The 19,153-nt window shown below is 70.9% G+C and carries 19 protein-coding genes; all 19 read left to right on the top strand.

Annotated elements, in window-relative coordinates; translation table 11 throughout:
* Positions 1 to 8 precede the first annotated feature (8 nt).
* Positions 9 to 734, top strand: a complete 726-nt coding sequence (paaC, locus tag ABZ272_RS03305) for a 1,2-phenylacetyl-CoA epoxidase subunit PaaC (protein WP_355048280.1) — start codon at positions 9 to 11, stop codon at positions 732 to 734.
* Positions 731 to 1,237, top strand: coding sequence for a 1,2-phenylacetyl-CoA epoxidase subunit PaaD (paaD, locus tag ABZ272_RS03300; protein ID WP_355048279.1), 507 nt, complete (start codon positions 731 to 733; stop codon positions 1,235 to 1,237). Before paaC ends, paaD begins: the two co-directional genes overlap by 4 nt.
* Positions 1,234 to 2,343 carry a 1,2-phenylacetyl-CoA epoxidase subunit PaaE gene (gene paaE, locus ABZ272_RS03295; protein WP_355048278.1) on the top strand — a complete coding sequence of 370 codons (1,110 nt, stop codon included), beginning with the start codon at positions 1,234 to 1,236 and terminating at the stop codon, positions 2,341 to 2,343. The genes paaD and paaE overlap by 4 nt, the downstream gene beginning before the upstream one ends.
* A gap of 93 nt (positions 2,344 to 2,436) precedes the next feature.
* A complete protein-coding gene (gene mqnC / locus ABZ272_RS03290) occupies positions 2,437 to 3,627 on the top strand; it encodes a cyclic dehypoxanthinyl futalosine synthase (protein WP_355048277.1) in 1,191 nt (396 codons plus the stop codon).
* Positions 3,628 to 3,991: 364 nt separating this feature from the next.
* A complete protein-coding gene (locus ABZ272_RS03285; RefSeq protein WP_355048276.1) occupies positions 3,992 to 5,254 on the top strand; it encodes an LPXTG cell wall anchor domain-containing protein in 1,263 nt (420 codons plus the stop codon).
* Positions 5,255 to 5,380: 126 nt separating this feature from the next.
* Positions 5,381 to 6,091 (top strand): demethylmenaquinone methyltransferase, encoded by a 711-nt coding sequence (locus ABZ272_RS03280; RefSeq protein WP_355048275.1) that lies wholly within the window; start codon positions 5,381 to 5,383, stop codon positions 6,089 to 6,091.
* Positions 6,092 to 6,182: 91 nt separating this feature from the next.
* Entirely contained in the window at positions 6,183 to 6,407 is a 225-nt protein-coding gene (locus ABZ272_RS03275; protein WP_355048274.1) for a hypothetical protein, read from the top strand.
* Positions 6,408 to 6,546: 139 nt separating this feature from the next.
* The gene (locus ABZ272_RS03270) at positions 6,547 to 7,824 is read left to right on the top strand and encodes a geranylgeranyl reductase family protein (protein WP_355048273.1); all 1,278 of its coding nucleotides are present in this window, start codon (positions 6,547 to 6,549) and stop codon (positions 7,822 to 7,824) included.
* Between the two features lie 135 nt (positions 7,825 to 7,959).
* Positions 7,960 to 8,325, top strand: a complete 366-nt coding sequence (locus tag ABZ272_RS03265) for an NADH-quinone oxidoreductase subunit A (RefSeq protein WP_007454588.1) — start codon at positions 7,960 to 7,962, stop codon at positions 8,323 to 8,325.
* Between the two features lie 14 nt (positions 8,326 to 8,339).
* Positions 8,340 to 9,017, top strand: a complete 678-nt coding sequence (locus ABZ272_RS03260; protein ID WP_007454590.1) for an NADH-quinone oxidoreductase subunit B — start codon at positions 8,340 to 8,342, stop codon at positions 9,015 to 9,017.
* A complete protein-coding gene (locus ABZ272_RS03255; RefSeq protein WP_355048272.1) occupies positions 9,014 to 9,751 on the top strand; it encodes an NADH-quinone oxidoreductase subunit C in 738 nt (245 codons plus the stop codon). The genes ABZ272_RS03260 and ABZ272_RS03255 overlap by 4 nt, the downstream gene beginning before the upstream one ends.
* Positions 9,748 to 11,073 (top strand): NADH-quinone oxidoreductase subunit D, encoded by a 1,326-nt coding sequence (locus ABZ272_RS03250; RefSeq protein WP_355048271.1) that lies wholly within the window; start codon positions 9,748 to 9,750, stop codon positions 11,071 to 11,073. The genes ABZ272_RS03255 and ABZ272_RS03250 overlap by 4 nt, the downstream gene beginning before the upstream one ends.
* Entirely contained in the window at positions 11,070 to 12,281 is a 1,212-nt protein-coding gene (gene nuoE / locus ABZ272_RS03245) for an NADH-quinone oxidoreductase subunit NuoE (protein ID WP_355048270.1), read from the top strand. The genes ABZ272_RS03250 and nuoE overlap by 4 nt, the downstream gene beginning before the upstream one ends.
* Positions 12,278 to 13,594: an NADH-quinone oxidoreductase subunit NuoF gene (gene nuoF / locus ABZ272_RS03240; protein ID WP_355048269.1), complete on the top strand. Its 1,317-nt coding sequence runs from the start codon at positions 12,278 to 12,280 to the stop codon at positions 13,592 to 13,594. The genes nuoE and nuoF overlap by 4 nt, the downstream gene beginning before the upstream one ends.
* Positions 13,594 to 16,086, top strand: coding sequence for an NADH-quinone oxidoreductase subunit G (locus tag ABZ272_RS03235; protein ID WP_355048268.1), 2,493 nt, complete (start codon positions 13,594 to 13,596; stop codon positions 16,084 to 16,086). Before nuoF ends, ABZ272_RS03235 begins: the two co-directional genes overlap by 1 nt.
* On the top strand, positions 16,083 to 17,435 hold the full coding sequence (nuoH, locus tag ABZ272_RS03230) for an NADH-quinone oxidoreductase subunit NuoH (protein WP_355048267.1): 1,353 nt from the start codon (positions 16,083 to 16,085) through the stop codon (positions 17,433 to 17,435). The genes ABZ272_RS03235 and nuoH overlap by 4 nt, the downstream gene beginning before the upstream one ends.
* 1 nt (position 17,436) lies before the next feature.
* Positions 17,437 to 18,078: an NADH-quinone oxidoreductase subunit NuoI gene (gene nuoI / locus ABZ272_RS03225; RefSeq protein ID WP_355048266.1), complete on the top strand. Its 642-nt coding sequence runs from the start codon at positions 17,437 to 17,439 to the stop codon at positions 18,076 to 18,078.
* Positions 18,075 to 18,845 (top strand): NADH-quinone oxidoreductase subunit J, encoded by a 771-nt coding sequence (locus ABZ272_RS03220; RefSeq protein WP_355048265.1) that lies wholly within the window; start codon positions 18,075 to 18,077, stop codon positions 18,843 to 18,845. The genes nuoI and ABZ272_RS03220 overlap by 4 nt, the downstream gene beginning before the upstream one ends.
* The gene (gene nuoK, locus ABZ272_RS03215; RefSeq protein ID WP_355048264.1) at positions 18,842 to 19,141 is read left to right on the top strand and encodes an NADH-quinone oxidoreductase subunit NuoK; all 300 of its coding nucleotides are present in this window, start codon (positions 18,842 to 18,844) and stop codon (positions 19,139 to 19,141) included. Before ABZ272_RS03220 ends, nuoK begins: the two co-directional genes overlap by 4 nt.
* Positions 19,142 to 19,153: the final 12 nt, after the last annotated feature.

The raw sequence follows: 19,153 nt of genomic DNA, 5'->3' as shown, positions 1-19,153 counted from the left end.
GTGGTGGCGTGAACGGGCCCTTCGCCTTCACTCTGGGCCTGGGTGACGACGCGCTGGTCGCCGCCCAGCGGCTGGCCGAGTGGGCGACCCGCGCGCCGGAGATGGAAGAGGACATCGCGCTCGCCAACATCGCCCTCGACCAGCTCGGCGCGGCCCGGCTGCTGCTGTCGTACGCGGGTGAGCTGGAAGCCGCGGGTCGGGACGAGGACGCGCTCGCGTACCTGCGCGACGACCGCGAGTTCCACAACGTGCTCCTGGTCGAGTTGCCCAACGGCGACTTCGCGGTGACCATGGCGAAGCTGTTCTTCCTGGCGGCGTACCAGGTGCCGCTCTACACCGCGCTCGCCGGCTGCGCCGACGAGCGGCTGGCCGCGATCGGCGCGAAGGCGCGCAAGGAGTCCGCGTACCACCTGGACCACGGCGCGCTGTGGGTGAAGCGGCTCGGTGACGGCACCGAGGAGTCGCACCGCCGGATGCAGGAGGCCGTGGACCACGTCTGGCCGTACACCCACGAGCTTTTCGCGGCGGACCCGGCGGCGCCGGTCGATCCGGCGGGTCTGCGGCCGGCGTTCGACGAGGTCGTCGATCCGGTGCTGGCCGAGGCGACGCTCACCCGTCCCGAGCGCGGCTGGGCGCCGACCGGCGGGCGGGCCGGTGTGCACACCGAGCACCTGTCCTACCTGCTGGCCGAGATGCAGGTGCTGCACCGCGCCCACCCGGGGGCGCAGTGGTGAGCGCGGGAGCGACCGCACAGCGGAGTCGCACTGACGCGTGGACGGCGGCGGCGAGCGTGGTGGACCCGGAGATCCGGGTGATCACCATCGACGAGCTGGGGATCCTCCGCGAGGTCGAGCAGGACCGGGTCACCGGTCGGGTCGTCGTCACCATCACCCCGACCTACACCGGCTGCCCCGCCATGGACGTGATCCGGACCGACGTGCGCCGTGCCCTGGCGAAGGCCGGTTACCCGGACGTCGACGTGCGAACGGTCTACAGCCCACCGTGGAGCACCGACTGGATCTCCGGCACCGGGCGGGCCAAGCTCGCGTCCGCCGGGATCGCCCCGCCCGCCCCGGCGTCGGCCCCGGGCGTGGTGGCGCTGACCCTCGCGGTCCGCTGCCCGCTCTGCGGCTCGCCGGAGACCGAGCAGGTCAGCCGGTTCGGCTCGACGGCCTGCAAGGCGTTGTGGCGCTGCCGCTCCTGCTCCGAACCCTTCGACCACCTGAAGGCGCTGTGACAGTCACCATCACCCGGCCGGTCCGTCGCCGGCCGGCCTTCCACCCACTGTCGGTCGCGGCCGTCGACCGGCTCACCGACGACTCCGTGGCGGTCACCTTCGCCGTACCCGAGGAGTTGCGGGAGACCTTCGCCTTCCAGGCGGGGCAGCACCTGACGGTGCGGCGGGTGACCGACGACGGCGAGGACGTGCGCCGGTCGTACTCCATCTGTTCCACCCCCGACGACCTGGCTCGGCGCGGCCGGCTGCGGATCGGGGTGCGGGAGGTTCCCGGCGGCGCCTTCTCGGCCTTCGCGTGCGGCGCGCTGCGCGGTGGCGACACGGTCGAGGTGCTGCCCCCGCTGGGCGCCTTCACCACGGCGTTCGCGCCGGACCGGGTCCGCCACTACGGCGCGGTCGTCGCCGGCTCCGGCATCACGCCGGTGCTCGGGCTGGTCGCGACGGCCCTGGCCGTCGAGCCGGCCAGCACCTTCACCCTGGTGTACGGCAACCGCACGGCGAACACCGTGATGTTCGCTGAGGAGTTGGCCGACCTGAAGGACCGGTTCCCGGCTCGGCTGCACCTGGTGCACGTGCTGTCCCGGGAGCAGGGCGAGTCGCCGTTGCTGTCCGGACGGATCGACGCCGAACGGTTGGGGCGCCTGCTGGGCACGATCGTCCCGGGCGAACTGATCGAGGAGTGGTTCCTCTGCGGGCCGTACGGCATGGTGGTCGACGCCCGGGAGGTGCTGGCCGCGCGGGGTCTGCCGGAGTCGGCCGTGCACACCGAGCTGTTCCACGTCGACGCACCGCCCGAGCCGGTGGCGCGTCCCGCCGAGCAGTCGGGCGTCGGGACGGACGTCACCATCGTGCTGGACGGCCGCTCGTCGAGCTTCACGATGGGCCGGGAGCAGCGGGTGTTGGACGCCGCGTTGAAGGTGCGCGGCGAACTGCCGTACGCCTGCAAGGGCGGGGTCTGCTCGACCTGCAAGGCGAAGGTTGTCGACGGGTCGGTCACGATGGCCCGCAACTACGCCCTGGAGCCGGACGAGGTGGCCGCCGGCTACGTGCTGACCTGCCAGTCCAGCCCGACCACCGACAAACTCACGGTCGACTACGACGCCTGACGGCCGTGGCGGGCGGAACGTCGTACTGGGGCGCTCGTCACCGGCGACCCGGGGGCGCGGCGGCCACCGGGCGGCCGACGTAGGCTCGGGGTTGTGACGGTGAGCCGGGAGATCGACGACATCCTGCAGCGTGGCGCGGACGGCGGGCGGATCACGCCCGAGGAAGCCCTGCTGCTCTACACCGAGGCGCCCTTCCACGCGTTGGGCGAGGCGGCGGACGCGGTGCGCCGGCGGCGCTATCCGGACAACGTCGTCACCTACCTGATCGATCGCAACATCAACTACACCAACGTCTGCGTGACGGCGTGCAAGTTTTGCGCGTTCTACCGCGCCCCCAAGCACTCCGAGGGGTGGACGCACCCGACGGAGGAGATCCTGCGTCGCTGCGGCGAGGCGGTCGAGCTGGGCGCGACCCAGGTGATGCTCCAAGGCGGGCACCACCCGGACTACGGCGTCGAGTACTACGAGGAGCTGTTCTCCTCGGTCAAGCAGGCGTACCCGCAGCTCGCGATCCACTCGATCGGGCCGAGCGAGATCCTGCACATGGCCAAGGTCTCCGGCGTCAGCCTGGACGAGGCCATCGCCCGCATCAAGGCCGCCGGCCTCGACTCGATCGCCGGCGCCGGCGCGGAGATGCTGCCCGAGCGCCCGCGCCGGGCCATCGCCCCCCTCAAGGAGTCGGGCGAGCGCTGGCTGGAGGTCATGGAGCTGGCCCACCGGCAGGGTGTCGAGTCGACCGCGACCATGATGATGGGCACCGGCGAGACGCACGCCGAGCGGATCGAGCACCTGCGGATGATCCGCGACGTGCAGGACCGTACGGGCGGGTTCCGGTCGTTCATCCCGTGGACGTACCAGCCGGAGAACAACCACCTCAAGGGTCGTACGCAGGCGACAACGCTGGAGTACCTGCGGCTGGTCGCGGTGGCCCGGCTGTTCTTCGAGACCGTGCCGCACCTCCAGGCGTCCTGGCTGACCACCGGCAAGGACGTCGGGCAGCTCGCCCTGCACATGGGCGTGGACGACCTCGGCTCGATCATGCTGGAGGAGAACGTGATCTCCTCCGCCGGCGCCCGGCACCGCTCCAACCTGCACGAGCTGATCGGCATGATCCGCTCTGCCGACCGGATCCCGGCCCAGCGCGACACCCTCTACAACCGGCTGGCGGTGCACCACACGCCGGCCGACGACCCGACCGACGAGCGGGTGGTCTCGCACTTCTCCTCGATCGCGCTGCCGGGCGGCGGCGCGGGCCGGTCGCTGCCGCTCGTCGAGGTCAACTGAGGTACGTCGCGGCCGGCCGTTCGGCTGACCGGGGATCCTGCTTCCGCTTGCGTCCACTCGGCGGTACGGGTCCTCCCGGTGGGCTCGCCGGCGCATAGCCCGCTGCGGGTCTGGTGGAGATGATCGCCGACGGATAGCGTGCGGCCGTCTGGCTGAGGCGCGTCCTCCATCGGCCCATGAGGGTCGTTCACATAACGCACGGCGGTACGGGCGGGATGGGTGACCATCCCGCCCGATCCGTGTGCCGGGTCCAGGCCGGACGGTTGAAAACCCGCCGCCACGCTGGCGTGGGAGATCGACCTCCGATAACGTCCGCTCGTTCGGCGCAACCGATCCAATTTTCTTCCCTACCCCCGGGGGACTGATGACAGCGTTCCACCGCTCGGCCCTGGTCCGTGCCGGCGTCGTGGCCCTGCTCGCGGCCGGTGGCGTGGCCACCGTCGCCGCCCCGGCGCAGGCCGCCGACCAGGCCGACCTGGCCCTGGTGCCGCTCAGCTACGAGCTGGCTCAGGGCGTCAAGGCGGCCAAGGCCAAGCCGTTCAAGTTCCAGGTCGACAACACCCGAAGCACGGTCGACGCCAAGGACGTCCGGGTCACCGTGGAGACGAAGGGCCTGAAGAACCGCAAGGTCGGCGTCATCGCGCCGGACGGCTGTGACCTCAAGGGCACGACGTTCACCTGCCTGCTCGGCGACCTGGCCGCCGGCACCACGGAGGACTTCGGTATTCCGATCTTCTCGACCGGCGGTCGTGGTGACGCCGGCACGCTGGTGGTCAGCATCCGCTCGGCCACCGCCGACCCGAACCCGCAGGACAACAAGGTGCGGCACGACATCACCGTCGCCAAGCCGGGTTACGACCTGACCACCTGGGTGCAGGACGTCTACGCCGACGTGACGGTGGACGGCGACGAGGCGGGCGAGTCCGGCCTCAAGCCGGTCAAGCGGGGCGACACCGCGCCGCTGGACTGGGCGGTCTACAACGACGGCAGCAAGAAGGCGACCGGCGTGGCGTACGGGATCACGCTGCCGGCCGGCGTCACCTTCGCCAAGCTGCCGGACGGCTGCGTCGAGCAGCCGCTGGGCGGGTTCGCCAACGCCTACTGCGAGGACAGTGGCGTCGTTCTGAAGCCCGGGCAGTTCTACACGGGCGAGGTCCGGGTGAAGATCGGCGAGGACGTCACCGAGTCGGTGCTCCGGCCCGGATTCGTCTGGGCCGCCGGTCTCGAGGCCACCCAGGGCAGCCCCGAGGAGGAGCCCCGGGACGCTTCCGGCGCGCAGCGCCGGGCGTTCACCGAGACCGACGAGGTGGACAACACCGCGCAGTTCGACGTGTTCGTCGACCTGAGCGCGCAGCCGACCCCGACGCCGACCGTCACGCCGACGCCGACCGCGACTCCGACGGCGACTCCGACCCCGGGCGGCACGACGACGCCGGGCACGAGCACGTCGCCGACGGCGGGCGGCGGTGGCTCCGGCGGCGGTGGGCTGCCGGTCACCGGTGTGCAGGCCGGCCTGATCGGCGGCATCGGTGGTCTGATCCTGCTCGCGGGCGGGGCGCTGCTGGTGCTCTCCCGCCGCCGCAAGGTCGTCATGGTCGCTCCCGGCGACGAGAAGTCGACCGACTGACACGGGTACGACACGAGGGCGGGGTGGGCGACCACCCCGCCCTCGCGCATGTCGGCGCCGCCGAACACCGTGGGGTACGCGGACCCAGCGGCCGAGGGCTCGCTCGGGGCTGGCAGAGTGGACGGGGTGAGCCGTACCCCGCAGGGCCAGCGCGCCAGTCTCGACAAGCAACCGCACGAGGTCGCCGCGATGTTCGACGGCGTGGCCGAGCGCTACGACCTGACCAACACCGTGCTCGCCTTCGGGCAGGACCGCTCCTGGCGGCGGGCCACCCGCGCGGCCCTGGGGTTGCGACCGGGTGAGCGGGTGCTGGACGTGGGAGCGGGCACCGGTGTGTCGACCCGTGAGCTGGCCCAGTCCGGGGCGTACGCGGTGGGGGCGGACCTGTCGCTGGGCATGCTCCAGGTCGGCAAGCGGGTGCGTCCCGAGGTGCCGTTGCTGGCCGGCGACGCGCTGCGGCTGCCGTTCGCCGACGCGAGCTTCGACGCGGTGACCATCTCCTTCGCCCTGCGGAACGTCAACGACACCGACGCGGCGCTGCGCGAGCTGGCCCGGGTCACCCGACCGGGCGGCCGGCTGGTGGTGTGCGAGTTCAGCACCCCGGTCAATCCGGTCTTCCGGACGGTGTACCTGTCGTACCTGATGCGGTCGCTGCCGGTGGTGGCCCGCGCCGTGTCGAGCAACCCCGACGCGTACGTCTATCTGGCCGAGTCGGTCCGGGCGTGGCCGGACCAGGCGGCGCTGGCCGGTCGGGTGACCGCGGCGGGGTGGGGTCGGGTGGCGTGGCGCAACCTGACCGGCGGCGTGGTCGCGCTGCACCGGGCCGTCCGCGCGTAGTACGGCGCGACGTCCGCGCGTGATATGCGAGACGCTTGCGCTTTTCAGGAATATCCGACTTTAGTCCACTTTGCGCCGTACGCTCGTCCGCATGACCGGAGCAGACCCGGCGAGCCCGGTGGCCGCCACCGACGACGACGCGGCCGAACTCATCACGCAGTTGCGCGCGCTGGCCGGCGCGGACCCGGCGGACGTCCGGCAGGTGGTCGCCGAGGTGCTGGCCGCCCTGGACCGGGCGGCGGGCGGCGCGCTACGGGAGCATCTGCCGGAGACGATCCGGGTCGACGCCGGCCTGGACGCGCCCAGCCCGGCCTGACAGTCGGCTGCTGTGGACGGTCGTCGGCTGTCACACCGGCGAGTTAGGTACCCCTGATCCTGCGCAGGTATGACGCCGGTCATACACTCGTCCCGTCTGGCTTGTGAAGCATTTCACGAGCGTGCGGGAGGAGGCGCGAATGACCGCGGTGGAACACGACGCCGATGTCATCGTCGTTGGCGCCGGTCCCGGTGGATCGGCAACTGCGTACCACCTGGCCCGGCACGGCGTACGGGTCCTGGTGTTGGAGAAGACCGAGTTCCCCCGGGAGAAGGTCTGCGGTGACGGACTGACCCCGCGTGCGGTGCGCCAGCTCATCCGGATGGGCGTGGACACCTCGCCCGAGGCCGGCTGGCTGCACAACAAGGGCCTACGGGTCATCGGCGGCGGCGTACGCCTGGAACTGGACTGGCCGGAGCTGGCGAGTTTCCCGAACTACGGGCTGGTCCGTACCCGGCTGGACTTCGACGACCTGCTCGCCCAGCGCGCGGTCGCGGCCGGCGCCAAGCTGCGGACCCAGGTCAACGTGCTGGGCCCGGTGCTCGACGAGGACGGTCGGGTGACCGGCGTCGAGGCCGAGGTGGGGCCCGGCAAGGAGCCCGCCACCTTCCACGCCCCGCTGGTCGTGGCCGCCGACGGTGTCTCCGGTCGGTTCCCGCTCGCGCTCGGGCTGGCCAAGCGGGAGGACCGGCCGATCGGCGTGGCCGTCCGCCGCTACTACCACTCGCCGGCCAAGCACGACGACGACTACCTGGAGTCGTGGTTGGAGCTGCGCAGCAAGGACAGCGGCGACAACCTGCTGCCCGGGTACGGCTGGATCTTCGGGCTCGGCGACGGGCGGGTCAACGTCGGCCTCGGCGTGCTCAACTCGTCGTCCGCGTTCGGCAAGACCAACTACCGCCGGCTGCTCACCGACTGGCTGGCCAACACCCCCGCCGAGTGGGGGATGACCGACGAGACCAACGCGGACGGCCCGATCCTCGGCGCCGCCCTGCCGATGGGCTTCAACCGGGTGCCGCACTACACCCGCGGCGTCCTGCTGGTCGGCGACTCCGGCGGCATGGTCAACCCGTTCAACGGCGAGGGCATCGCGTACGCGATGGAGTCCGGCGAACTGGCCGCGGAGGTCGCGGTGCAGGCGCTCGCGCGTCCGGCCGGACCGGAGCGGGAGCGGGCGCTGCTGGCGTACCCGAACGAGCTGAAGGCCCGCCTCGGTGGCTACTACCGGCTCGGCGGCATCTTCGTGAAACTGATCGGCCGTCCGGAGATCATGCGGATCGCCACCAAACACGGCATGCCCCATCCGACGCTGATGCGTTTCGTGCTCAAGTTGCTGGCCAACCTGACCGACCCCCGGGGTGGGGACGCGATGGACCGGGTCATCAATGCGATGACGAAGGCGGCCCCAGCCGTCTAGTTGGGACGGCATCGGTGCTGGTCACAGCCTCGACGCCGACAAAGATCGACCCCCGCCGGCAGCCACCGCGAGGGACGTGAATAGTGTGATTTTCGTCAAGCACTGACGGCAGGGAAGGACGAGCAGGAGAAAACGATGTCGCTCTCGCCTTACGCACCGATCATCGGGCTGTTCGCCCTCGCCGCGGCGTTCTCGCTGTTCTCCGTCGGCGCCGCCCGTTTCGCCGGTCCCCGTCGTTACAACAAGGCCAAACTCGAGGCGTACGAGTGCGGCATCGAGCCCAGCCCGCAGCCGGTCGGCGGTGGGCGGTTCCCGATCAAGTTCTACCTGACGGCGATGCTCTTCATCGTCTTCGACATCGAGATCATCTTCCTCTACCCCTGGGCGGTCTCGTTCGACGCTCTGCCGATCTTCGGCTTCGTGGAGATGGTCCTGTTCATCGTCGCGGTCTTCGTCGCGTACGCCTACGTGTGGCGTCGCGGCGGCCTGGACTGGGACTGAGGAAGGAACGTCAGATGGGCATCGAGGAGAAGCTCCCCGCCGGCGTCCTGCTCACCTCGGTGGAGAAGCTGGTCAACTGGTCCCGGAAGTCGTCCGTGTGGGGCGCGACCTTCGGCCTGGCCTGCTGCGCCATCGAGATGATGGCGGCCGGTGGTCCGCACTACGACATGGGCCGCTGGGGCATGGAGGTCTTCCGGGCCTCGCCCCGGCAGGCCGACCTCATGATCGTGGCCGGCCGGGTGAGCCAGAAGATGGCGCCGGTGCTGCGCCAGATCTACGACCAGATGGCCGAGCCCCGCTGGGTGCTCTCGATGGGCGTCTGCGCCAGCAGCGGCGGCATGTTCAACAACTACGCCATCGTGCAGGGCGTCGACCACGTCGTACCCGTCGACATGTACCTGCCCGGCTGCCCGCCCCGGCCGGAGATGCTCATCGACGCGATCCTCAAGCTCCGCGAGAAGATCATGTACGAGCCGCTGGGCCCGAACGGTCGCAAGATGCTGGCGGCCCGCCAGGAGCGCGGCGACGTCCCGGTGGTGCCGTACGGCTCGATGCCGTCCTCCTACCGCAACGACAAGGCCCGGCGTGCCGAGTGGACCCAGGCGGTCCGCGAGGGGCGCGAGGAGCAGTTGCGGATCGAGAACTGGATGAACGCCCAGAACCATCTCCACCCGCAGGCAGGCCCGAAATGACGTCTCCCACGGACAAGACCAACGACGGCGGTGTGCCGGTGCCGGTGACGCCGCCCGGCGCCAGCGCGACCGCCCCGGCCGAGTACCCGCCGGCCAGCCCGGCGGGTCGCGGGATGTTCGGCAACCAGGGCACCGGCGACGTGTCCGGCTACGGCGGCCTGGTCCGCCCGCGCCAGCCGATCGAGGAGGCCGCCCGGCCGTACGGCGGGTACTTCGACGAGGTCCGCGACGCGCTGGAGGAGGCGTACCCGGCCTTCGGCGACGCGATCGAGAAGGTGGTCGTCGACCGGGGCGAGCTGACCCTGCACGTCCGCCCCGAGCGGATCGCCGAGGTCTGCCAGGTGCTGCGCGACGACATGGCGCTGCGGTTCGAGCTGTGCTCCTCGGTGTCCGGGGTGGACTACCTCGGCGCGGACGAGCGCCGGCTGCACGTGGTCTACCTGCTCACCTCGATGACCTATCGGCGTCGGATCCGGCTGGAGGCCGCCGTCTCCGCCGAGTCGCCGCACCTTCCCAGCGTCACCGCCGTCTACCCGACGGCCGACTGGCAGGAGCGGGAGGCGTACGACATGTTCGGCATCGTCTTCGACGGCCACCCCAACCTGACCCGGATCCTCATGCCGGACGACTGGGAGGGCCACCCGCAGCGCAAGGACTACCCGCTCGGTGGTGTGCCCGTCGAGTACAAGGGCGCCGAGATTCCGCCGCCGGACCGGAGGAGGTCCTACCAGTGACCACGTCGAACTACGCGACCGAACGCGAGACCACCGAGGGCCGGGTCTTCACCGTCACGGGTGGGGACTGGGACACGGTCGTCTCGGGCACCGACCCGATCAACGACGAGCGCATCGTGGTCAACATGGGTCCGCAGCACCCGTCCACCCACGGGGTGCTCCGTCTGATCCTCGAACTGGAGGGCGAGACGGTCCGCGAGGCCCGCTCGGTCGTCGGCTACCTGCACACGGGCATCGAGAAGAACCTCGAGTACCGCAACTGGGTCCAGGGCTCGACGTTCGTGACCCGGATGGACTACCTCTCCCCGATCTTCAACGAGACGGCGTACGCGCTGGCCGTGGAGAAGCTGCTCGGCATCACCGACGACGTCACCGAGCGGGCCACCACCATCCGCGTGCTGATGATGGAGCTCAACCGGATCTCGTCGCACCTGGTCTGGCTGGCCACCACCGGCATGGAGCTGGGCGCCATCTCGATCATGCTGTACGGCTTCCGTGAGCGGGAGTACATCCTCGACATCTTCGAGACCATCACCGGGCTGCGGATGAACCACGCGTACGTCCGGCCGGGCGGTGTGGCGCAGGACGTGCCGGACGACGCGGTCCGCAAGATCCGCGAGTTCCTCAAGATGATGCCGAAGAAGCTCAAGGAGTACGAGGACCTGCTCTCCGGCCAGCCCATCTGGACCGAGCGGACGAAGGGCGTCGCGGTGCTGGACGTCACCGGCTGCGTGGCGCTCGGCATCACCGGTCCGGTGCTGCGCTCGGCCGGGCTCGCCTGGGACCTGCGCAAGACCATGCCGTACTGCGGCTACGAGACGTACGAGTTCGACGTGCCGACCCACCCCGACGGCGACGTGTGGGGCCGCTACCAGGTCCGGCTCGCCGAGATCCGCGAGTCGATGAAGCTGGTCGAGCAGGCGCTGGACCGGCTGCGCCCGGGCCCGGTGATGGTCGCCGACCGCAAGATCGCGTGGCCCGCGCAGCTCGCCATCGGCGTCGACGGCATGGGCAACTCGCTGGAGCACGTCGCGAAGATCATGGGTCAGTCGATGGAGTCGCTGATCCACCACTTCAAGCTGGTCACCGAGGGCTTCCGGGTCCCGCCCGGCCAGGTGTACGTCGGCATCGAGTCGCCGCGCGGCGAGCTGGGCGTGCACGCCGTCTCCGACGGTGGCACCCGGCCCTACCGGGTGCACTACCGGGAGCCGAGCTTCGTCAACCTCCAGGCCCTCCCGGCGATGGCCGAGGGTGGCCTGATCGCCGACGTGATCGCCGGCGGCGCCTCGCTGGATCCCGTGATGGGTGGTTGTGACCGATGACGACGACGTTCACTGACGAGACGCGGGAGCGGGCCCGCGAGATCATCGCCCGCTACCCGGCGGACCGGTCCCGCTCGGCCCTGCTGCCGCTGCTGCACCTGGTCCAGTCCGAGGAGGGGTACGTCTCTCCGGCCGGCGTGACGTTCTGCGCCGAGGTGCTCGGGCTGAACAAGGCCCAGGTCGGCGCGGTCGCCACCTTCTACACCATGTACAAGCGCAAGCCCACCGGCGACTTCCTGGTCAGCGTCTGCACCAACACCATGTGCAACGTGCTGGGCGGCCAGGAGGTCTACGACACCCTCTCCGAGCACCTGGGTGTCGGGCACGACGAGACGACCGCTGACGGCACCATCACGTTGGAGCACGCCGAGTGCCTGGCGGCCTGCGACTACGGCCCGGTGATGACCGTCAACTACGACTTCTTCGACGGGGTCGACCCGTCCACGGCGGTCGGTGTGGTCGACGAGCTGCGCGCGGGCGGACGGCCGATGCCGACGCGCGGCGCGCGGTTGTGCACGCTGAAGGAGATGGCTGTGCAGCTCGCCGGTTTCGCCGACGAGCGCGACGGCGCGGTCGGCGACGGCGGGCCGGGCGAGCCGACCCTGCGGGGTCTGCGGTTGGCGCAGGAGCACGGCGTCTCGGTGCCGGGCTTCGACCCGAACACCCCGATCCGCAGCAAGGCCGAGGCCGACAAGGCGGCCGCCGAGGCGAAGGCGAAGGCGGAGGCCGCCAAGCCGGCGCCCGTCGAGGCCACCACCGCGCCGGTCAAGGGCGGCGACGGCGCGGCCACCCCGGCCGCGGCCCCCGCCACTGAAGTCACCAGCGGCGACGGCGCGGCCACCCCCACGGGTACGGCCGGCACCGCCGAGCGGGTCGAGCCGGAGGCGGCCACCGGCAGCACCGCGCCCGACGTGAAGGCGCCGGACGACAAGTCGCCGCAGGTGCGTACCGCCGAGACCCGGCAGCCCGACGCGGAGACGGCCGTGCCGGACGCGCCCGGCACGAAGGCGCCGGCGGAGACCTCACCGCCGGCCCCGCGCGACGCGCAGGCGGCCCAGGCCGCCGGCGCGGCGGCCAACGCCCCGGCCGGCGACGGCAAGCCCGCCGGTGACTCGACCGGCGCGCAGGAGCGCAACCTCACCGAAGCGTCGGCGGACGCGGATGGCACGGACCCCGCCGCCGCGAGCGAAACGGGGGCCCACAAGTGACCACTCCCCGCCCGGAGACGCTGGCCAAGCTGACGCCGGTGCTGACCAAGCGCTGGTTGTCACCGGACGCCTGGCGGATCGGCACCTACGAGCAGCTCGACGGCTACGCCGCGCTGCGCAAGGCCCTCAAGGCCCACCCGGACGACCTGATCCAGCTGATCAAGGACTCCGGGCTGCGCGGTCGTGGCGGCGCCGGCTTCCCCACCGGTCTCAAGTGGGGCTTCATCCCGCAGGGTGACGGCAAGCCGCACTACCTGGTGGTCAACGCCGACGAGGGCGAGCCGGGCACCTGCAAGGACCTCCCGCTGATGACCCACGATCCGCACGCGCTGGTCGAAGGCGTGATCATCGCGTCGTACGCGATCCGGGCCAGCCGCGCCTACATCTACATCCGGGGCGAGGCCGTGCACGCCGCCCGGCGGCTGCGCAACGCCGTCCAGGAGGCGTACGACAAGGGTTACCTGGGCCGGAACATCCTGCGCAGCGGCTACGACCTGGAGCTGGTCGTGCACTCCGGCGCCGGGGCGTACATCTGCGGCGAGGAGACGGCGCTGCTGGACTCGCTGGAGGGGTTCCGGGGGCAGCCCCGGCTGCGCCCGCCGTTCCCGGCCACCCACGGCCTGTACGCCAGCCCGACGGTGGTGAACAACGTCGGCACCATCGCCAGCGTCCCGCCGATCGTGCTCGGTGGGGCCGACTGGTGGAAGTCCATGGGCACCGAGAAGTCCTCCGGGCCGATGATCTACTCGCTGTCGGGCCGGGTCGCCAACCCGGGCCAGTACGAGTGCTCGATGGGCGTCACGCTGCGGGAGCTGCTGGAACTTGCCGGCGGCATGCAGCCCGGTCACAACCTGCGGTTCTGGACCCCGGGTGGATCGTCGACCCCGCTGCTCGCCGCCGAGCACCTGGACGTGCCGCTGGACTTCGAGGGCGTGGCGGCGGCCGGCTCGATCCTGGGCACCACGGCCACGCAGATCTTCTCCGACCAGGACTGCCCGGTCTACGCGACGTACCGGTGGCTGGAGTTCTACCACCACGAGTCGTGCGGCAAGTGCACCCCGTGTCGGGAGGGCAACTACTGGATGGTCCGGGTCTACCGGCGGATCCTCTCCGGCCAGGGCACCCACGAGGACCTGGACACCCTCCTGGACACCTGCGACAACATCCTCGGCCGCTCGTTCTGCGGCCTGGGTGACGGCGCGACCAGCTCGGTGACCTCGTCCCTGAAGTACTTCAAGCAGGACTACCTCGACTACATCGAGGGTCGTAAAGCTCCGATGCTGTCGGAGAAGACCCTGGTAGGGGCGCACTGATGACCGACGTAGCCAAGCAGACCGAGACCGTCACCCTCACCATCGACGGCGTCGAGGTCACCGCCCCGAAGGGGGCGCTGCTGATCCGGGTCGCCGAGCAGATGGGCACCGAGATCCCCCGGTTCTGCGACCACCCGCTGCTGGCCCCGGCCGGCGCGTGCCGGCAGTGCCTGGTCGAGGTGGAGGGGCAGCGCAAGCCGGTCGCCTCCTGCACCCAGACCGTCGCCGACGGCATGGTCGTCCGGACCCAGCTCACCTCCCCGGTCGCCCAGAAGGCGCAGGAGGGGGTGATGGAGCTGCTGCTCCTCAACCACCCGCTCGACTGCCCGATGTGCGACAAGGGCGGCGAGTGCCCGCTGCAGAACCAGGCGATGTCCACCGGCCGCACCGACTCGCGCTTCCACGAGCACAAGCGGGAGTACGAGAAGCCGATGGCGATCAGCAGCCAGGTGCTGCTGGACCGCGAGCGCTGCGTGCTCTGCCAGCGCTGCACCCGCTTCTCCGAGGAGATCGCCGGAGACAAGTTCATCGACCTGATGGGCCGGTCGTCCGCCGAGGAAATCAACATCTACCGGGACGACGCGTACGGCGAGCAGGGCGACGACGGTGATGTTCCGTTCAACTCCTACTTCTCCGGCAACACCGTGCAGATCTGCCCGGTGGGGGCGCTGACCGGCGCGCAGTACCGGTTCCGGGCCCGCCCGTTCGACCTGGTGTCCAGCCCGAGCGTCTGCGAGCACTGCTCGGCCGGCTGCGGGCAGCGCACCGACTGGCGGCGCGGCAAGGTGCTGCGCCGGCTCGCCGGTGACGAGCCGGCGGTCAACGAGGAGTGGAACTGCGACAAGGGTCGCTGGGGCTTCCAGTACACCCGGTCCGCCGAGCGGTTGACCACCCCGCTGGTCCGCGACGAGCACACCGGTGAGCTGCGGGAGGCGTCCTGGAGTGAGGCGCTGACCCGGGCCGCCGAGGGGCTGCACGCGGCCCGCGAGGGCGGGCAGGGCACGGCGGTGCTCACCGGCGGTCGGCTGACCGTCGAGGACGCCTACGCGTACGCGAAGTTCGCCCGGGTCGCGCTGAACACCAACGACATCGACTTCCGGGCCCGGCCGGTCTCCCGTGAGGAGGCCGACTTCCTGGCCAGCTCGGTCGCCGGAGTCACCGACGTCACCTACACCGACGTGGAGAACGCGCCGGCCGTGGTGCTGGTGGGCCTGGAGCCGGAGGAGGAGTGCCCGATCCTCTTCCTGCGGCTGCGCAAGGCGTACCTCAAGAAGACCCTGACGGTGTACGCGCTGGCGCCGTTCGCCACCCGCGGCCTGGAGAAGCTCGGCGCCAAGCTGGCCCGGGTCGTGCCGGGCGAGGAGGCGAGCGTGCTCGCCGAGCACGCCACGGTCACCGAGGCGCTCAGCGCGCCCGGCGCGATCCTCATCGTGGGCGAGCGGCTGGCCACCGTGCCGGGCGGGCTCTCCGCGGCGGCGGACGTGGCCCGGCGTACCGGTGCGAAGCTGGCCTGGGTGCCGCGGCGCGCGGGTGACCGCGGCGCGGTCGACGCGGGCTGCCTGCCCAACCTGCTCCCCGGGGGCCGGCTGGTCACCGAGCCGGCCGCGCGGGCCGAGCTGGGCGAGGCGTGGGACATTCCGGCCGGCGTGATCCCCAGCCAGGCCGGTCGGGACACCGACGGCATCCTGGCGGCGGCGGCCAACGGACAGCTCGGCGCGCTGCTGGTCGGCGGCGTCGACCCGGCCGACCTGGCCGACCCGCGACTGGCCGAGGCCGCGCTGGACGCGGTGCCGTTCCTGGTCAGCCTGGAACTGCGCGCCAGCGCGGTGACCCGGCGGGCCGACGTGGTGCTGCCGGTCGCCCCGGTGGTCGAGAAGGCCGGCAGCTTCCTCGACTGGGAGGGCCGGCTGCGTCCGTTCGAGGCGGTGCTGAACACCGCCGCGATGACCGACGGGCGGGTGCTCGACGCGCTGGCCGCGCTCCTCGACGTAAGCCTCGGCACCGCCGACGTGCCGAGTGTCCGCCGCGAGCTGGGCTCGCTGCCGGCCACGCGCACGACCCGGCCGTCCGCGCCGTCGGTGTCGCCGGGCACGGTGCCGCACCCGGGCGCCGGGGAAGCCGTGCTGGCGACCTGGCACCAGCTCGTCGACGACGGCACCCTGACCGAGGGCGACGAGAACCTCGCCGGGACCGCCCGCCCGCCGGTGGTCCGGCTGGGCAAGGGCACCGCCGAGGCGCTCGGTGTCGCCGACGGTGACGCGGTCACGGTCGGCACCGACCGGGGTGCGCTGACCCTGCCGGCGGAGATCACCGAGATGCCGGACGGCGTGGTCTGGCTGCCCACGAACTCACCCGGTTCGACCGTGCGGCGCAGCCTCGGGGCGACGTCCGGCACGGTCGTCCGGATCTCCGTCCCCGCATCGGGTACGGCCATCCCGGCCGGACGCGTGGCGGCCGACGAGACCATCCTCAGTTCTGGGGGTAACCAGTGAACTCGATCGTCCTGGCTCAGGACCCGACGCTCGCCGACTTCGGTCGGGATCCGTGGTGGCTGGTTCTCGGCAAGATTGTCTTCGCCTTCGCGTTCGGTCTGCTGGCCACCCTGCTCGGTGTCTGGTTCGAACGGCGCGTGGTCGGTTACATGCAGGTGCGGCCCGGCCCGAACCAGGTAGGCCCGCTCGGCCTGCTGCAGACCCTCGCCGACGGCCTGAAGATGGCCTTCAAGGAGGACATCCTCCCGAAGGCGGCCGACAAGGTCGTCTACTTCTTCGCACCGACGATCTCGGTGATCTGCGCGGTCACCGCGCTGTCGGTGGTGCCGTTCGGCCCGATGGTGAGCATCTTCGGCCACCACACGCCGTTGCAGGTCACCGACGTGCCGGTGGCCGTGCTCCTGCTGCTGGCCTGCTCCTCCATGGGCGTCTACGGCATCGTGCTGGGCGGCTGGGCCTCCGGCTCGACGTACCCGCTGCTCGGCGGGCTCCGGTCGAGCGCCCAGATGATCTCGTACGAGGTCGCGATGGGCCTGAGCATCGTGGCGGTCTTCATGACCGCCGGCACGATGAGCACCAGCGGGATCGTCGCCGCACAGGGTGACGCCACCCGGCTGACCATCTTCGGCACCGAGATCCCGGCCCCGGGCTGGTACGCGATCCTGCTGCTGCCCAGCTTCGTCATCTTCTTCATCGCCACGGTGGGTGAGACCAACCGGGCGCCGTTCGACCTGCCCGAGGCCGAGTCCGAGCTGGTCGCCGGCTTCATGACCGAGTACAGCTCGCTGAAGTTCGCGCTCTTCATGCTCAGCGAGTACGTCGCGATGGTGACCATGTCCGCGGTCACCACCACGCTGTTCCTCGGCGGCTGGCGGGCACCCTGGCCGATCACGCTGTGGGAGGGCGCCAACTCCGGTTGGTGGCCGATGCTCTGGTTCTTCGGCAAGGTGATCGCGCTGGTCTTCGTCTTCGTGTGGCTGCGCGGCACGCTGCCCCGACTGCGCTACGACCAGTTCATGCGCTTCGGCTGGAAGGTGCTGCTGCCGATCAACCTGGTCTGGATCCTGGTCCTGTCGGGCCTGCGCTCGATCGAGGACTGGGACACCCGCGGCAAGGTCATCGCCGTCAGCATCCCGGCCGGCATCCTGCTGCTCGCCACGCTCTTCTGGCCGAGCCGCAAGCCGCAGCCGAAGCCGACCACGCAGGAGCAGGTCGACAGCCGGCCGTACGGGAGCTTCCCGCTGCCGCCGATGGATCTACAGGTACCACCGAGCCCGCGTATCACGCGCGTGGTCGCCGAGCGGGAGCCGGCCAACATCGTCGCCGGCTCGGACTCCAGGGAGGTGTGACGTGGGCGCGATCACCGGAACGTTCAAGGGATTCGGTGTCACCTTCTCGCACATGTTCAGGAAGGTCGTCACGACCGACTATCCGTTCAAGCCGCCGGTGTCGGCGCCGCGCTACCACGGGCGGCACATCCTCAACCGGCACCCGGACGGCCTGGAGAAGTGCATCGGCTGCGAGCTGTGCGCCTGGGCCTGCCCGGCGGACGCGATCTACGTCGAGGGCGGCGACAACACCGACGAGCAGCGCTTCTCGCCGGGTGAGCGGTACGCCAGCACCTACCAGATCAACTACGCGCGGTGCATCTTCTGCGGACTGTGCATCGAGGCCTGCCCGACCCGTTCGCTCACCATGAGCAACGAGTACGAGCTGGCCCGGGACAACCGACAGGACCTGATCTTCACCAAGGAGCAGCTGCTCGCCCCGCTGTTGGAGGGCATGGAGCAGCCGCCGCACCCGATGCGGCTGGGTGACAGCGAGAAGGACTACTACGTCGGCGCGCTGGACAACCCGGGCACCTCCGCCGGTGCCGAGACGTCGCCGATGGGCCCCGGCCGCTACCAGGTCGAGGAGCACCCCGGCGTGACGTTCCCGGGCGCCGAGCAGGCCGCCCAGCGTGCGGCGGTCGGCAAGGGAGAGAACGCATGACCACGTCTACGGTGCTCGCCGCGGCGGGCGGGGTGTCCGGCGGCGAGCAGGTCACCTTCTGGATCCTCGCGCCGCTCGCGCTGATCGGCGCGATCGGGATGGTGGCGGCCCGCAACGCGGTGCACTCGGCGCTCTGGCTGGTGCTGACCATGCTCTGCCTGGGCGTGTTCTACGTGCTCCAGGCCGGGCCCTTCATCGGCATGGTGCAGATCATCGTCTACACCGGCGCGATCATGATGCTCTTCCTGTTCGTGCTGATGCTCGTCGGTCGGGACGCGTCCGACTCGCTGATCGAGACCCTGCGCGGTCAGCGGGTCGCCGCGATCGTGCTGGGGCTGGGCTTCGCCGGTCTGGTCGGCACCGCGCTCTACAACGCGATGGAAAAGACCACGGCGGTTGGCCTGGACGAGGCCAACGCGGAGGGGAACGTGCAGGGCATCGCCCGCCTGCTGTTCACGAAGTACGTCTTCGCGTTCGAGCTGACCTCGGCGCTGCTGATCACCGCGGCGGTTGGCGCCATGGTGCTCGCGCACGTCGAGCGGCGCAAGCAGGACAAGATGGACCAGCCGGCGACCATGCGGGCCCGCTTCGCGCCGGGCAACTACCCGGGCCCTAAGCCGGGCCCCGGCGTCTTCGCGACCTCCTCCTCGGTGGCCACCCCGGCGCGACTGCCGGACGGCCGGCTCACCGAGCGGAGCACGCCGGACATCCTGCCGGTGCGTGAGCTGACCGCGCAGGAGACCACTCTGAAGGGGACCGACCGGTGACTCCTGATTACTACCTGGTGCTGGCGGCGGTGCTGTTCACCATCGGCGCCGCCGGGGTGCTCGTCCGGCGCAACGCGCTCGTGCTGTTCATGTGTGTCGAGCTGATGCTCAACGCGGCCAACCTGACGCTGGTCACCTTCAGCCGGATCAACGGTGACCTCAACGGCCAGATCATGGCGTTCTTCGTGATGGTGGTGGCCGCCGCCGAGGTCGTGGTCGGCCTCGCGATCATCATGGCCATCTTCCGGACGCGACGCTCGGCGAGCGTCGACGACGCCAACCTGCTGAAGTACTAAAGGGGTCCACCG

Source organism: Micromonospora sp. NPDC005979 (assembly GCF_040614415.1).
In the GTDB taxonomy this organism is placed as follows: Bacteria; Actinomycetota; Actinomycetes; order Mycobacteriales; family Micromonosporaceae; genus Micromonospora.
This window is presented reverse-complemented; position numbering and strand designations above follow the sequence as displayed.

Bases quoted from the DNA above. Each gene is read 5' to 3' on its own strand.
- ABZ272_RS03285 (WP_355048276.1), top strand. From the start codon at position 3,992: ATGACAGCGTTCCACCGCTCGGCCCTGGTCCGTGCCGGCGTCGTGGCC.
- ABZ272_RS03275 (WP_355048274.1), top strand. From the start codon at position 6,183: ATGACCGGAGCAGACCCGGCGAGCCCGGTGGCCGCCACCGACGACGAC.
- ABZ272_RS03270 (WP_355048273.1), top strand. From the start codon at position 6,547: ATGACCGCGGTGGAACACGACGCCGATGTCATCGTCGTTGGCGCCGGT.
- ABZ272_RS03265 (WP_007454588.1), top strand. From the start codon at position 7,960: ATGTCGCTCTCGCCTTACGCACCGATCATCGGGCTGTTCGCCCTCGCC.
- ABZ272_RS03260 (WP_007454590.1), top strand. From the start codon at position 8,340: ATGGGCATCGAGGAGAAGCTCCCCGCCGGCGTCCTGCTCACCTCGGTG.
- ABZ272_RS03255 (WP_355048272.1), top strand. From the start codon at position 9,014: ATGACGTCTCCCACGGACAAGACCAACGACGGCGGTGTGCCGGTGCCG.
- nuoE (WP_355048270.1), top strand. From the start codon at position 11,070: ATGACGACGACGTTCACTGACGAGACGCGGGAGCGGGCCCGCGAGATC.
- ABZ272_RS03235 (WP_355048268.1), top strand. From the start codon at position 13,594: ATGACCGACGTAGCCAAGCAGACCGAGACCGTCACCCTCACCATCGAC.
- ABZ272_RS03220 (WP_355048265.1), top strand. From the start codon at position 18,075: ATGACCACGTCTACGGTGCTCGCCGCGGCGGGCGGGGTGTCCGGCGGC.